This window comes from Pseudomonas serbiensis (genome assembly GCF_030580745.1).
Classification (GTDB): domain Bacteria; phylum Pseudomonadota; class Gammaproteobacteria; order Pseudomonadales; family Pseudomonadaceae; genus Aquipseudomonas; species Aquipseudomonas serbiensis.
In genome coordinates this window covers 48,872-62,713 of record NZ_JAUQOO010000027.1, presented here as the reverse complement: position 1 = coordinate 62,713, position 13,842 = coordinate 48,872, and the positions used below count along the sequence as shown (strand labels likewise).

13 protein-coding genes and 1 pseudogene are annotated in these 13,842 nt (G+C 56.0%); 7 read left to right on the top strand and 7 right to left on the bottom strand.

Features of this window, described 5'->3' with window-relative positions:
* The 3 genes from Q6A51_RS24705 to Q6A51_RS24695 all read left to right on the top strand — a co-directional run.
* Positions 1–439: DUF4225 domain-containing protein (locus Q6A51_RS24705; RefSeq protein WP_304575955.1), on the top strand; the 439-nt coding region annotated here is incomplete at its 5' end.
* Positions 440–761: 322 nt separating this feature from the next.
* Positions 762–1,064, top strand: a complete 303-nt coding sequence (locus tag Q6A51_RS24700; protein WP_201000015.1) for a hypothetical protein — start codon at positions 762–764, stop codon at positions 1,062–1,064.
* 80 nt (positions 1,065–1,144) lie between these two features.
* The gene (locus Q6A51_RS24695; RefSeq protein WP_201000016.1) at positions 1,145–1,435 is read left to right on the top strand and encodes a hypothetical protein; all 291 of its coding nucleotides are present in this window, start codon (positions 1,145–1,147) and stop codon (positions 1,433–1,435) included.
* A 198-nt stretch (positions 1,436–1,633) separates the two neighbouring features.
* On the opposite strand, the gene Q6A51_RS24690 is transcribed toward Q6A51_RS24695, so the two are convergent.
* The gene (locus Q6A51_RS24690) at positions 1,634–2,668 is read right to left on the bottom strand and encodes a methyl-accepting chemotaxis protein (RefSeq protein ID WP_371856563.1); all 1,035 of its coding nucleotides are present in this window, start codon (positions 2,666–2,668) and stop codon (positions 1,634–1,636) included.
* Positions 2,669–2,917: 249 nt separating this feature from the next.
* Positions 2,918–3,187 (bottom strand): annotated as a pseudogene (locus Q6A51_RS27680) (PAS domain-containing protein); the annotation flags it as partial.
* Between the two features lie 418 nt (positions 3,188–3,605).
* Between Q6A51_RS27680 and Q6A51_RS24685 the strand changes: the two are divergent.
* Both Q6A51_RS24685 and Q6A51_RS24680 read left to right on the top strand, forming a co-directional pair.
* A complete protein-coding gene (locus tag Q6A51_RS24685; RefSeq protein WP_201017287.1) occupies positions 3,606–3,998 on the top strand; it encodes a topoisomerase DNA-binding C4 zinc finger domain-containing protein in 393 nt (130 codons plus the stop codon).
* Positions 3,999–4,077: 79 nt separating this feature from the next.
* The gene (locus tag Q6A51_RS24680) at positions 4,078–4,665 is read left to right on the top strand and encodes a DcrB/PsbP domain-containing protein (RefSeq protein ID WP_201017288.1); all 588 of its coding nucleotides are present in this window, start codon (positions 4,078–4,080) and stop codon (positions 4,663–4,665) included.
* Between the two features lie 52 nt (positions 4,666–4,717).
* Here Q6A51_RS24680 and Q6A51_RS24675 read toward each other — a convergent pair whose 3' ends face one another.
* Positions 4,718–5,623, bottom strand: a complete 906-nt coding sequence (locus tag Q6A51_RS24675; protein ID WP_304575954.1) for a LysR family transcriptional regulator — start codon at positions 5,621–5,623, stop codon at positions 4,718–4,720.
* Between the two features lie 111 nt (positions 5,624–5,734).
* Here Q6A51_RS24675 and Q6A51_RS24670 point away from each other — a divergent pair, with 111 nt between their 5' ends.
* Positions 5,735–6,940 carry an MFS transporter gene (locus Q6A51_RS24670; protein ID WP_304575953.1) on the top strand — a complete coding sequence of 402 codons (1,206 nt, stop codon included), beginning with the start codon at positions 5,735–5,737 and terminating at the stop codon, positions 6,938–6,940.
* A 249-nt stretch (positions 6,941–7,189) separates the two neighbouring features.
* Positions 7,190–8,266, top strand: coding sequence for a diguanylate cyclase (locus tag Q6A51_RS24665; RefSeq protein WP_304575952.1), 1,077 nt, complete (start codon positions 7,190–7,192; stop codon positions 8,264–8,266).
* A gap of 33 nt (positions 8,267–8,299) precedes the next feature.
* Here the strand turns inward: Q6A51_RS24665 and Q6A51_RS24660 are convergent, their stop codons facing one another.
* The 4 genes from Q6A51_RS24660 to Q6A51_RS24645 all read right to left on the bottom strand — a co-directional run bounded on the left by Q6A51_RS24660 (position 8,300) and on the right by Q6A51_RS24645 (position 13,695).
* Positions 8,300–9,019: a hypothetical protein gene (locus Q6A51_RS24660; protein WP_304575951.1), complete on the bottom strand. Its 720-nt coding sequence runs from the start codon at positions 9,017–9,019 to the stop codon at positions 8,300–8,302.
* A 261-nt stretch (positions 9,020–9,280) separates the two neighbouring features.
* Entirely contained in the window at positions 9,281–9,529 is a 249-nt protein-coding gene (locus Q6A51_RS24655) for a helix-turn-helix domain-containing protein (protein WP_201000024.1), read from the bottom strand.
* 501 nt (positions 9,530–10,030) lie between these two features.
* Positions 10,031–11,344: an MFS transporter gene (locus Q6A51_RS24650; RefSeq protein ID WP_304575950.1), complete on the bottom strand. Its 1,314-nt coding sequence runs from the start codon at positions 11,342–11,344 to the stop codon at positions 10,031–10,033.
* Between the two features lie 179 nt (positions 11,345–11,523).
* Complete coding sequence (locus Q6A51_RS24645; RefSeq protein ID WP_304575949.1) at positions 11,524–13,695, bottom strand: TonB-dependent siderophore receptor; 2,172 nt, start codon at positions 13,693–13,695, stop codon at positions 11,524–11,526.
* Between the last annotated feature and the right edge of the window lie 147 nt (positions 13,696–13,842).

Sequence of the window (13,842 nt, the reverse complement as noted above, 5' to 3'; positions counted from 1 at the left end):
GCTTGATGCGTCTTTAATCGGAACACTGCTGCTAAGCTTATCCACAATTGCTGGGACAGAAATCAGCAATCCGTCCTGGGTCAATTTTCAATCGGCAGGGTGGGTCAGTTTTCAATCAGCGCCAACACGCAACCTCATAACGGGACGTTCTGACACAGAAGGCCCCTTGCGCAAGGGATATCAGAAACTTGCCAGAATCAGCGGATATGATGACTGTGTAGGGAATGTAGTTTACGGAGCAGTTGACATATTGCTTTCTGTCTATGGCGCGGGAAGACTAGTACTAAAACCTGATTCATGGCGACTTTTTAAGTACATTCATACAGATTATATTAGAGCCTATAAGATAACTCCCACTAAAGTTGTCGCTGTTGATTTAATTTCAGACGGCATCACATTCGACAGTATTATTGACCAGTGGAGATGCCAAAATGACTGACACTTCTATCTATGCGGCATTTATATTCCTCTCCTTACTTTTTTACATACCTTCACTTTTGTATAGTCGCTATTTCTCTGGAAAAAGGTTTTCACTCTTTATAATCTGGCCCGTCTTAGCCTACAATGTCGCATTAGGAAACATTCATGTACAGTTTATAAAACTGAGTATCCTTCCCGTCTTCGGAGCAGTAGACAACTCAATCCTAGGTTGGCTGTCTTATTTTCTTATTTTTGCTCATGGCTTTTCATTGCCTTCACCAAAAGAGAGAAAAACGAATCCCAACATAATAAAATAACGCCCTACAAATGGAGGAAGAACAATGAATGAAGCCATTATATTCACATCATTCACGCTACTCACCCTTATAGCCTATTTGATTTCATTGTGGGCAAGTCTTTTCTTTTCCGGAAACGACTACTCCCCCATCAAAAGCTGGATCTTAGCCGTCTACAACACTGTTATTATTTTTATACACATGTCTTTCATCAAGCTCAGCACACTTCCCTTTGTAGGAAAGCAAGATAACTCAATCTTTGGCTGGCTTTCTTTTGTCATGCTCTTTGCACACGCTTTTACCCACATAACACCATTCGTACATCGGATCAGAATCGTAAGAAAATAACTACCTAAACTGCATGAACCACCTATCTATTCCACCTTCTCCATATGGGCAACGCCATAATTTACTTAACATTCACACTCATGAGCATTGCCTTTTACCTGCCTTCACTTTGGGCACGATCTGCATTCTCTGGAAAGAATTTCTCAACGGTAAAATTCTGGGCCGTCATGACATACAACATATTTTTTATTTATCTTCACATGCGCTTCATAGAAAAAGAAAAACTTCCTTTCTATGGCACTCAAGACAGCTCAACACTTGGCTGGATTTCATTCGCACTGATTTTTGCTTACGCCTCATCCTCTGCCGTGCCTTGGGAAAGAAAACCGTGGTTCGCACGAAAAACAGGTTTTAAACACCGTGAGCGTTGAAAACCACTATTTCCGAAAAAAGGAAGATATACACTTTGATATATGGAAGGATCGGAAAAAGTAGATTAACCGCTCAGTGACAAGAGAGTATTTTTGATGTGATTGGTCTTTTTCGCGAATGAATTCGCTCCTACGGAGGTATGCGGAGATTTAAAAATCCCCATAACCCGGTAGGAGCGAATTTATTCGCGAAGACATTTATCGATTAAACCGCTCCGCAAGGCTGTGCAGGTACTCAGCCATTTCTTCCAGCTCTTTGCTGATCTGTGAGCCTTGCTGCGCCTGACCGGCGCTTTGGTCGCAGAGTTGGGCGATGCGGGTGATTTGCTGGCTGATGTTTTCTGCTACGTGGGTCTGTTCTTCCGAGGCGGAGGCCATTTGCTGGCTCATGCCGGTAATCCGGGTGACGGCCTGGCTGATGCCGTCGAGGGCCTTTTGCACGGCTTCGACGCTGGCAACGCTTTCCTGGGAGATCTGTTCGCCTTTGCTGGCAGTCTGCACGGCTCGGTCGGCACCGTCGCGCAATGAGGTGATGATCTGCTGGATCTGTTCAGTCGAGGACTGGGTGCGTGAGGCCAGCGAGCGGACTTCATCGGCTACCACGGCAAAACCACGACCTTGTTCACCCGCACGAGCGGCTTCGATGGCGGCGTTGAGGGCCAGCAGGTTGGTTTGCTGGGCAATGGCGGTAATCACGTCGACGACGCTGCCGATGGATTGGGTGGCGCTGGCCAGTTCTCCGACGGCGGTGCCGATCTCGGTCACTGAGTTGGCCATGTGACGAATCGCCAGCAGGCTGTCATCGGCAAGGTTGCGGCCTTGCTGTGCCAGTTTGTCGGCTTCTTCGGCGGCATGGGCGGTGCTTTGGACGTTGTGAGTGACTTCCTGAATGGTCGCCGCCATCTGGTTGATCGCGGTGGCGGACTGGTCGGTTTCACTGCGCTGCTGATCGAGCGAACGGGCTTGTTGATGCGACAGTTGCGCCGATTGCCCGGCGTGCTTTCTGACGCTTTCGCCGGTATCCACCAAGCGGGTCAAGGCGGTTTGCAGGCGCGCTTCTTCGCTGAGCAAAGCCAGGTCGAGTTGCGCCTGAGGCCCGCGGTTGTCGCTGTAGGTCAGGGCAACCAGTGGGCTGGTAAACGCCTTGGGGTGGTCGTCGAGGGTTTTCTGGATGCTGCTTCGATGGCGGGCTTCCAGGTAGCCACCCAGGGCGACCAATACCACCAGGATCATGACGAAGGATGCATTGTCGTCCAGCAGGTACACGCCCACCATCAGGGCAAGGGCGCAAAGAACCATCGGCAACTGGCGCAGCAGGTGATATTGCGCGCTGCCAAGCTTGGAAACCGCAGACTTGCCTGCACGCAACCGCGCATAGAGCGCTTCGGCACGGCGTACCTGATCGCGGGTCGGGACCGAGCGTACCGATTCATAACCGACAATGCGGCCGTTTTCGTATACGGCGGTCACGTAGGCGCTCACCCAGTAGTAGTCGCCTTGCTTGGAACGGTTCTTGACCACGCCCATCCAGGGTTTGCCCTGTTTGATGGTTTCCCACATGTGGGCGAAGACCGAAGGTGGCATGTCTGGATGGCGGACCAGGTTGTGTGGCTGGCCGATCAGCTCTTCACGTGTGAAACCGCTGAGCGCTACGAAGGCATCGTTGCAGTACGTGATGTGGCTATTGAGGTCGGTGGTGGAAATCAAACGTTCAGAAGCGGGAAAGGTTCTCTCGTTCTGGGTGACAGGCATGTTTACACGCATCTAGAAGACCTCTCCCTGATAAAATCTTCAAATACCGGGTACCTTGAAGGTTTAGCACAGTCTTTCAAAGTGACAACCGGAATCGCATTGGCATATTTATCGACCCTGTTGGTAGGGCCTTTAATTATTGTGGTGCTGCATTTTCAAACGTTTGAAGCGCCATTTATGTTTACGGCCGTTCAAGCGTGAAGAGGTAGAAGCTTTTGCGCACAAGAGAGTCACTACTTGCCCTACTTTTGTTTGTTTAAGCAAGTGCTTCGCGAGTATTGGGCAGCACTGGCACGCGGCGTTGCGCGCGGGCGATGTGCGGGCTTGAAAGGCCATAAATCCTTTGCTTCATCTTCTTGACCTCTGCACCATGAGCGCCCATTTCAAGCGACTCGCCCCGCACCCCACAGGCAACGCCATGTCACGTAAACCTTCTTCCAGCCTTGAAACTCTTGTTTATCGGGTCAGTAAACTGCCCAAGCGGCTGAGCGCTGCACTGATTTCGTTGCTGGCCAGACGCAAGCGCCAGCCCGTGGAGGAATCCCCCACAACTCCGGAACCCCATGCGCCGCAGCCCGTTGAGCCGGACGAAAAAACACCATCTGCTCCGGTTATTGCAGTACGCAAAGCTGTTAAAAAAACGGCACCTCCCAAACCGGTCATAGAACCTGCCGCGCCCAATTGCCCGCACTGTAAAAAGACCATGATCATGAAAGTGGCACGTACCGGGCGTAATGCCGGTGGACATTTCTGGGGCTGTACGGATTATCCAAAGTGTCGGGGTATGCGGGGTATGTTCAGGACAGTATGAACAAACGACATCTTTAACTTTGTGTATGTTTTTAAACAACTTTTTAAACTTTTCAGCCACTGATGTATGGGGAAGTCCAATGCGATCGTTCAGTCTTAAAGCCGTGATGGTGTGCGTTGCATTGGCCAGTTGCCAAGGCATCGTGAGTGCTCAGGCAGCCACGAAACCCGCCGCCGAGAAACAGGCTGCTGCCACTCAGAAAGCGTCTTTACTCGACGGCAAACTGGCGTTCACGCTGCCGGCCGGCTACGTGCGGGGCGAGATGCCTGAAATCGATGCGAAGGCCATTGCTCAGGGCGTAAGTGGCGCGCTTTACACCCATCAGGCCCAGAAGCGGGTGTTGATTGTCACTGAAACGCCGATCCCGATGGATATGCAGGCCAGCGATAACGACAGCCTGGTGCTGGATGGTCTGGTCGCCGGGACGCTGGCTCAGCAACGCTCCGGTTACAAGGACTTCAAGGAGTTGGGCGAGAAGAAGATCGTCAAGAAGAACGGCCTGGGGATTCGTCAGATCGATACCTCGGCGACCATGAGCGGCGCGAAAGTGTTGAGCACGACCGTGGTGGCGGCGTCGGGAAGTCGGTCGGCGATCTTGAATGTGATTTCCAATGCCAAGAACGCGGTGGAACATGAGCAGATGGTGAAAACGGTTATTGGGCAATAGGAGTTTTAAGCTGCAAGCTTTAAGCGGTAAGTCAAAAGCTTGCAGCTATTCCCTACACCCGGAGTGATTGGGCAAGCAGCTCGATCAACGCCTGCACCTTGGGCAATGCTTCGCGGCTGCGGGGCCAGGCGAGGTGCAGGGCCAGGCCGTCGGTGCTGAGGTGCGGGAGGATTTCCACCAGTTCGCCGCGTTGCAGTTGTTCCTCGATCAGCCAGGTTGCCAGTTGGGCGATGCCGCAGGCTGAGGTGACGGCGGCTACCAGTGCCTCGCCGTTGCCGACGACGATCCGGCCTTCGATGGCGCGGGTTTCGGGTTGGCCCTGAGCATCGATAAACAGCCATGGGCTGGTGCTGCCATCGCCTCTGCCAAACACAATGCAGTCATGCCCGCTCAGTTCTTCGGCGGTGAGCGGTATGCCGTGGCGTTTCAGATAGGCCGGGGACGCACAGAAGATCACCCGCTCGGTTCCCAGGTAGCGATGCCCAACGCCCACCGGCCAGACTTGTGGCCCGCCAATGCGCACGGTCAGATCGATGCCCTCTTCCAGCAAATCGACGAAGCGATCCGTAAAAGTGACCCGAGGGCGCAGTTTGGGATGCTGCTCGGCAAACTTGAGGATCAAGGGCAGCACGTTCAGTCGCCCGAACGTGGCTGGCAGGTCGATGCGTAATTGCCCCGCTGGTTCGGAGCGTTGCGCCACCAATGCGGTTTCCGCGTCCTCCAGTTCCGCCAGGATGCGGATGCAGACGCCATGGTAGGTCACGCCCTCTTCGGTCAGGGACAAGCTGCGGGTGGTGCGCTCAAACAGGCGCATGCCCAGGCGGCCTTCTAATCGCGCCACGCTTTTGCTGACGGCAGAGTTGGTCAGGTTCAAACGCTCGGCAGCGGCAGTAAAGCTGCCTGCGTTGGCCACAGCAACAAAAGTGGTGATGCCCTTGAGACGATCAGGAGAGAACACGCTATGCCTCCAATTATGGAAATTATTTCCATAGTGCTCTGAAAATTCTCCAAAGATAAGAACTCTTTTCCGCAATAAACTGACACATTCTTTCGTTTCAGGCTGTGTGTCATGTCGTATTCAGAATCTAGCTCTAGCGTCGCAAGCAGCGATGCGCGTTCCACGGGCACGGGTTTGTCCATTGCCATTCTGGCGCTCGCAGGTTTTGTGATCGTCACCACCGAGTTTTTGATTATCGGCCTGTTGCCTGCTCTGGCGCGGGACCTTGGGGTTTCGATCTCTGTGGCGGGTTTGCTGGTCACGCTGTTTGCCTTCACGGTCATGCTTTTCGGCCCGCCGCTGACGGCCATGCTTTCGCACCTGGACCGCAAACGCACCTTTATCGCGATCCTGCTGATCTTTGCGGCCTCCAATGCGTTGGCAGCCGTGTCGACAAATATCTGGGTGCTGGCACTGGCGCGCTTTATCCCGGCGCTGGCGCTGCCGGTGTTCTGGGGGACGGCCAGTGAAACCGCCAGCCTGCTGGCTGGCCCGAAAAACGCCGGTAAAGCCGTGGCGCAGGTTTACCTGGGGATTTCGGCGGCCATGCTGCTGGGTATTCCGTTGGGGACGGTGTTTGCCGATGCGGTGGGCTGGCGCGGGACATTCTGGGCGCTGACGGTACTTTCCGGGTTGATGGCGCTGCTGTTGGCCCTGTCGATGCCGCATCTGGCACCGAGCGAGAAAGTCGGCCTCAAGCAGCAGGCCAGAATCCTGCGCGACCCGAATTTCCTGGCAAACCTGCTGTTGTCTATCTTGCTGTTCACCGCGATGTTCGCGGCCTACACCTATCTGGCCGATACCCTTGAGCGTGTCGCCAGCATCGCTCCGGCTCAGGTCGGATGGTGGTTGATGGGCTTTGGTGCCGTGGGTTTGATCGGCAATGGTCTGGGTGGACGTTATGTGGACCGCAGCCCGCTGGGCTCGACCATGGTGTTCGCCTTGCTGTTGGCGCTGGGCATGAGTGCCAGCGTGCCGATGGCCGGTTCGTTGCCGTTGCTGGCGGTGGTGCTGATGGTATGGGGCATTGCACACACCGCGCTGTTCCCGATCTGCCAGATTCGCGTGATGAAAGCCGCACCGCAGGCCCAGGCACTGGCGGGCACCTTGAATGTGTCGGCGGCCAATGCCGGTATCGGGCTGGGCTCGATCATCGGCGGTGCAACCATCGAGCATCTTGGGCTTGGGTCGGTGGGGTATGTCGCAGCCGGGGTCGCGCTGCTTGCGATTGCCGTGGCATGGTGGACGCAGCGTCAGACTCGTCAGTTGCAGGGCTGACAGCATCTGGCTGAACAGCCCGCTTGTTTGGCCTGCCCCTGAGCGAATTCACTGGCTCTGCCTGCATCAAGTGTTGTGATGTCTCTGGCGCTGCGCTGGTAATACTGTGGGAGGCGGCTTGCCGGCGACAATATTTCGGGATTACTGGCAAAAGGCTCTTCCCATGTATGCCGCCATCAGGCGAAACTCTTGCCTTTCGGTCAAGTACAGGGGTTTCTGGCCGGGTCGCACAACAGTCCGGTAAGCGCTATGAACACACAACACGGCAAAGGTCTTTCATTTGCCAAAAGAATCTATGCCCCACGCACCCTTGGCGTGAGCATAGGTTTCTTCACTGTGGCAGTGTCGTTGTATCAGGTCAGTGCCCCACACTGGCTATGGCCGTTGGTATTGCTCAATGCCTTTGTCTGGCCTCACGTCGCTTACCAGATCGCAAAACGCTCCTCTTACCCCTACAAAGCCGAATGGCGCAATCTGCTCACGGACTCCCTGATGGGTGGTTTCTGGGTCGGGGCGATGGGGTTCAGCGTGCTGCCCAGCGTTACCGTGCTGGCGATGATGGCCATGCACAACATCGCAGCCGGTGGCACACGATTGATGCTCCAGGGTTTTCTGGCTCAGTTTCTGGGGACAATCATCGCGCTTCTGGCGCTGTCCCCGGTGATCAATATCGACAACAACACGGCCCAGATCTATGCCTGCCTTCCGGTGCTGGTGATCTATCCGATATTCATTGGCTGGATGAGCCATCAGCTCGCTCTCAGGCTATGGGAACACCGGAATATCCTGAGTGAACTCAGCCGCACCGACAGCCTGACGGGCCTCATCAATCACGGCTCGTGGAAAGACCTGCTCGAAGCCGAGTTCATCAAGAGCCGCAAACAGGAGCATCCGTGTTCCATCGCTCTGATCGACATTGACCATTTCAAGTCCATCAATGACACCTATGGCCACATCATGGGTGACACGGTGCTCAAGAACATCAGCGAAGCACTGTCTGAAAACCTGCGCGATACCGACCTGGCAGGCCGTTATGGCGGCGATGAGTTCTGCATCATCCTGCCCTCCACCTCCGCCGAGCAGGCCAGCGAGATACTTGAACGCCTGCGCAGTGTGGTCAAGGAAAATACCGACGCCCTGCTCCCTGACCTCAATATCAGCCTGAGCATCGGGATTGCGGCTTACCAGCCTGATATCACGGATGCGGCCATGTGGCTGCACGCCGCGGACAAGGCGCTCTACATGGCCAAGGCCAGCGGCCGAAACCGGGTGGTCAGCATCAAGGACAACTCGCAGGAATATCTGCGCCTGACGATCCAGCACTGATCACCCCGCCTCTGCCCTTGCCAGGCTCAGCCATCAATGGGAACTCCCCGCCAGTACGCAAAGGTTCTCCAGCAACCATTCAGGCGTATGCGTTTCGAAAATCACGCTCAGTGGCTGGGTCAGGTCGAGATTGCCGTACAGGGCTTCCTCGTGATCGAGATGGCTTTGCTGAACCGCTCGATAGTTGAGCGGGTAAATGCTCTGTTCCACCGGCAGCAAGCCGTCGAAATGTTCCAGCAGGCCATGAAAGACAATGCGCCGCTCGACCGTGTCACGAGTCGTGGCAATAAGCTTGGCGAAATACTCGCTATCGCGCTGGCGTAACGCTTCGCCTGCGGCATAGCGCTCAGCCTGGGTATAGGGCGCCGCTTCGTCATACACGACACAGCACAGGAACTCCCGGGACATCCCGGTAAAAGGGTTCTGCGTGACCTCGCGCCGACGGTAACGCCCAAGGATGAAGCGGACGGTCTTTTCTACCAGCAACTGATGGTCACGGTCCTTGATCTCATACAGGTCCTCAAAAACCGATGCCTGCCTCCCCAGTTGCGGGATCTCTTGGGAAAACCTGGCGAACAGCCCCTTGGGCCCCAGCAAGTTGGCCTGCTGCTCGCTGAGTTGGGCCATGGACAATGCGGACTGCCGGGCCGCCAGGTGTTGAAAATCCATCAGGACAGCAATACCTGACGCATGGAGGGCCAGCCGCACTGACTGATGCGGCTGCTCCTCACTCTGAATGAAACAGACATCCATGAAATAACTCCTTCTTATTGTTTGCTCTTTCGTTGTGCTGAATTTAAAAACCGATATTTATCGCCATGCCGCACAAACGAATGAGCGCCAAAGTTCAGCAATCGGTTCTGTGCCCACAAGTTTCATCCGGCAAGTAAAACCACGACAGCCTCCCCAACTGCCAGGTCACTGACTTCAAGGCACCGGACACTTTTTATCGAACAAACCGAATGCAGCCAGTCCCTTGATCACACTAACCGGCCCCACCCGGAACAAAGCGAATTATGTGCAGTCTGTCTCGTTGCACAACCCGACAGATGTAGGGGGTTGCACGTTCTTTCTTGTCATCAGCCGAGCAACATAGCCAGCAATAAGCTCGGTGCGAGTCTTTACCTGGCTCTTCCTGAGCAGCGAAGAAACGTGATCGCGCACGGTGTAGCCACTGATACAGAGCTGCTGCGCTATTTCCTTGTTGGTGCAGCCTTGCAATAGCAGATGCAAGACCTCCCGTTCCCTGATTGTCACCCACATGTTGTTTCTCCTTGTGATTAGCCTGTCCACATGCAAACTGTAGGAAGTTTCTTACACTCACCTTCCTTGGCATCAATAACAAATCGGCACACCCATACATTTATTTAGAACTATTTTTCACAGCTCACCCTGTACACAAAAACAAATTCAAACCCACATAAAGAAAACCACCAGAAACTCTCATAGACAAAGAAAACTCCTACACTACTGCCAGAACACTCCCAGCTAATTCATTAAAAAATCCCCATAGAAAACTTTTACCCAGCTTTTAGATTGGATAGTTTTATTCGACGGCATGAATAGCGCTGCGCATAGGCAGGCGAAAGATAAACTTGCACAATGAGAATTACAATCAGTTGTTACAATTGGATCCAGTTACTGACACATATTCAAACACACGTCACAACAATGTATGTCACAACCACTCAGCCCTTCTGCCATGGCAGGCAGGCTGAGTACTCGTCACGCTTGAGAGGGGGTTGAACATTGCCGGCGCGAGGCTCAACTCCGGCTGGCCGCACCATCATCGACCGACATTCCCTTGTGCAGGCCAAAGACGGCTGCGGTCAGCAAACCTGCGCCGCCCATGACAACGCCATAGGCGACACAGACCCATGGGCTCCAGGGCATCAGGGCAATGAGCATCAGCGGAGTGGTGCTGGCCCAGAGGGCGTAGGCGATGTTGTAGGTGAAGGAAATACCCGATACCCGAATGCCGGGCGGGAATAGCCCCACCATGACCGACGGCACGACACCGACAATTCCACAGGCCAGCCCGGCAATGGCATAGGCGATGGCCGGGGTAAGCCACTGCAGGATAAGGCTCGCGTACAGCACGCCGATGCCCAACGGCAGCAACAGGCTGTAGACGATCACGCCACGCCAGGCACCGATACGATCCACCAGCATGCCGGCCAGCACACAACCGATATTGAGGAACACAATGCCCACGGCACTCAGGGCAAAGGTGTCGCTGGCGCTGATGCCAAAGCGTTTTTGCATGACGGTCGGGGTGATCACCACCAGCACCACGACAGCCGAGGTCAGCACACAGGTGAGCAGGGCCGCAGGCAACAGCGACTGCCGGTGTTCGCGCAGCACCTGGCCCAGCGGCAGGCCCTGCATGTTTTCGCGCTGGGCCTGCATGGCGACGAATACCGGCGTTTCACTCAGCCAGCGACGTAACCAGACACCCACGACACCAAACACACCGCCCAGCAGGAACGGAATGCGCCAGGCGTAATCGAGGACTTCCGCCGGCGTGAACACTCTGGCCAGCCAGGTCGCTGTCAGCGCGCCCAGCAGATACCCGAACGTCAGCCCGGCTTGCAGAACGCCCAGGGCATAGCCGCGATGCCCTTGAGGCGCATGTTCGGCGACAAACACCCAGGCACTCGGCACTTCACCGCCCACGGCGGCACCTTGCAGGATGCGTAACGCCAGCAGGATCAACGGTGCCCAGTAACCGATCTGGGCGTAGGTCGGCATGATGCCGATCAGCAGGCAGGGTAAGGCCATCATCAGGATGCTCAGGCTGAACATCCGTTTGCGGCCCAGACGGTCGGCAAAATGCGCCATCAGAATTCCGCCCAGCGGACGCGCCAGATAGCCGGTGACGAAGATGCCGAAGCTTTGCAGCAGGCGCAGCCATTCGGGCATGTCTGGCGGGAAGAACAGCTGGCTGAGGGTCAGGGCGAAAAATACGAAGATGATGAAGTCGTAGATTTCAAGAGCGCCGCCCAGGGCTGCAAGGCTCAAGGTCTTGTAGTCGCCCCTGGAGAATGGCTGAGGGCGTGTTTTAACAATGGCTGTCATGGAGCCCTCGTAAACATGTCTGAAAAGAGCGCCTGCGTGCGCAAGGCGCGAAGATTTGCGTGGTGGAACGCCCAGTAGGAGCGAATTCATTCGCGATAGGCCGGTACATCCGAAGAAAATCTATCGCCTTCAATGATGCCTCGCGAATGAATTCGCTCCTACCTGTTCGCCTCCGGGTGCTAGAAATTGACCGAAGCCGACAGGGTCGCCGTTCTCGGAGCACCCATGAACAGGTAGTCGTCGCCCAGGTATTCCCCGGCATCGCGCCAGTAGCGTTTATCGAACAGGTTATCCACGGTCAGGCGAAATACGGTGTCGTAGTCGCCCAGGCGGGTGCTGTAACGGCTGCCGATATTGAACAGAGCGTAGTCGTTGACCTTCACGGTGCCTTCACGGTTGGCATATTTGCTGGCGCTGTACTGCATGCCGCCCAGCAGCGCCAGGCCACGGATCGGCAAGCTGTAATCGGCCTGGAGGCTGCCGCGATACTTGGGAACGTTGAGCGCCTGATGATCTTCATAAGCCGCCGTGCCGCTGCCCTCGACCCGCGCCCGGATCGCCGCCGCACTGGCAGAAAGTTGCAGACGGTCGGTCACCCAGCCATTGGCGCCCAGTTCAAGGCCGGTGTTCTTCTGCTCGCCCTGCTGAACGTAGGTGAAGCTGCCATCATCATTGGGTTTCGAGTACTGATAGGCCTGACGCGCCTGGAACAGCGCAGCCGTGAAGCTCATGCGCTGCCAGTCGTACTTGATACCGGCTTCCAACTGACGCGACACGGTCGGCGCAAGAATTTCACTGGCGTTGGTGGTGAACCAGGCCGCCGTGCCACCCAGCGACAAGCCTTTGCTATAGCTGGTGTAGAGAGAAATGTTTTCCACCGGCTTGTAGATCAGGGCCGCCTGCGGCAGGAAGATCGAGCGCTGGGTATGACGCTGTTCGCTGCCATCTTCGGCGTAGGCGTGTTCGTCGAGACGCACCTGACGCCCGCCCAGCACGGTCTGCCATTGTTCGTTGAAGCTGATCCGGTCAGTAACGAACAGCCCGTACTGGCGGCTGTCCAGACGGCGTTCGGTATGCGGCAACGGCAGATCCGAAGGCGAGATGGATTCAGGAGTCGTATTGATGTTGCCCGAACCGACCATCTCGTTGAAGGTGCCGCGAGTGTCCACGGTACGCCGGAACGCGCTGGTGCCGAAGGTCAGCTCATGCTTGAGCGAACCGGTGTCGAAGGTGCCGGTCATGGCCGCTTCGACTTCATCGTTGCGGCGCGTGTCGTCAGGGCTGCGGAAGTCGTAGATGTCGTAGCCGCCCTCGGCGCTGAAGTGATTGGGCACCGCTTCGGCGGCACAACTGGCCGAGCCATAGCAGCCCCAGGCGAAGGCGCTGTAGTCATCGATCACCACACGGCTGCGCGAAGCGCTGAGGCTGCCTTTCCAGGCATCGTTGAAACGGTACTCGAAGCGGCCATTCATGTTCAGCGAGTCAATGCCCACCGGGTTCGACCAGCTCTGATAGCCCAGCAGCCTGCGCGGCGAGGCGTTGTGGGGCAACGCCGTACCGCCCAGCAATTGATAGCCCGGCACCGAGCGCTGTTCCTTGGTCTGGTATTCGACGTCCAGTTGCAGCAAGGCCCGGTCGCTGATGTTCCAGTCAAAGGCCAGGGAAGCGAAGTCACGCTGGCCATCGGCATGCTCGACGTAGGAACGCAGGTCTTCATGGGCAAGGTTGGCGCGCAGGCCGAACTGGTTTTCGCTGCCAAACCAGCCACCGACGTCTGTCGCGATGTAGCGACCGCCGTGCTCATTGGTGGACACCGTCACAGAGCGCACATCCTGGGCACGCTTGGTTTCGTAGTTGATCAGGCCGCCCGGCGCGGCAGCACCGCTCTGCAATCCGGACAAGCCCTTGAGTAATTCCACCTGTTGCTTGTTTTCCAGCGCCACATTCTGCTCGCCCGCAATGGTGCGGCCGTTGATGCGATAGCTGTTGGCGGCATTCAATGAAAAACCGCGAACCACGAAGTTCTCGTAATAGCCGACCGGGGCATAGCCGTCGCCCACTGAAGCGTCATTGCGCAGGACTTCACTGAGCAGCCTGGCCTGACGGTCCTTGATCAGCGCCTCAGTGAATACCGATACCGAAGCCGGCGTGTCGATCAGTGCTGTCTCGCCAAAGCCACCCACCGATGCCTGACGGGCCTGATAATCGGGGCTGGATGCGTCTGCGGTTCCCGACACTTTAACGGCATCCAGATTCACCGGCTCTGCGGCCAGCAACGGTGAAGTGACGGCCATGCCAAAGGGCAACAGACACGAAGCCAGACGCGCGGCAGGTCGGCGTGACGTACTCATCAATGAAACTCCAGCGGAATGGGGACCGGGAAAGCGACGAGGCACCATCCGGCCGGGGGCCACCTTTTACGTTCACCGCCGCTTTTTTACAACCTCTGCCTGCCTGCGTCGGAAACTTTGTCTACCAAGACGCAAGAGGCGACTTTC

What these genes read in the sequence shown, in the direction of transcription:
- Q6A51_RS24700 (WP_201000015.1), top strand. Translation starts at nt 762, where the DNA reads ATGAATGAAGCCATTATATTCACATCATTCACGCTACTCACCCTTATA.
- Q6A51_RS24695 (WP_201000016.1), top strand. Translation starts at nt 1,145, where the DNA reads ATGAGCATTGCCTTTTACCTGCCTTCACTTTGGGCACGATCTGCATTC.
- Q6A51_RS24690 (WP_371856563.1), bottom strand. Translation starts at nt 2,668, where the DNA reads ATGATCCTGGTGGTATTGGTCGCCCTGGGTGGCTACCTGGAAGCCCGC.
- Q6A51_RS24685 (WP_201017287.1), top strand. Translation starts at nt 3,606, where the DNA reads ATGTCACGTAAACCTTCTTCCAGCCTTGAAACTCTTGTTTATCGGGTC.
- Q6A51_RS24680 (WP_201017288.1), top strand. Translation starts at nt 4,078, where the DNA reads ATGCGATCGTTCAGTCTTAAAGCCGTGATGGTGTGCGTTGCATTGGCC.
- Q6A51_RS24670 (WP_304575953.1), top strand. Translation starts at nt 5,735, where the DNA reads ATGTCGTATTCAGAATCTAGCTCTAGCGTCGCAAGCAGCGATGCGCGT.
- Q6A51_RS24665 (WP_304575952.1), top strand. Translation starts at nt 7,190, where the DNA reads ATGAACACACAACACGGCAAAGGTCTTTCATTTGCCAAAAGAATCTAT.
- Q6A51_RS24660 (WP_304575951.1), bottom strand. Translation starts at nt 9,019, where the DNA reads ATGGATGTCTGTTTCATTCAGAGTGAGGAGCAGCCGCATCAGTCAGTG.
- Q6A51_RS24655 (WP_201000024.1), bottom strand. Translation starts at nt 9,529, where the DNA reads ATGTGGGTGACAATCAGGGAACGGGAGGTCTTGCATCTGCTATTGCAA.
- Q6A51_RS24650 (WP_304575950.1), bottom strand. Translation starts at nt 11,344, where the DNA reads ATGACAGCCATTGTTAAAACACGCCCTCAGCCATTCTCCAGGGGCGAC.
- Q6A51_RS24645 (WP_304575949.1), bottom strand. Translation starts at nt 13,695, where the DNA reads ATGAGTACGTCACGCCGACCTGCCGCGCGTCTGGCTTCGTGTCTGTTG.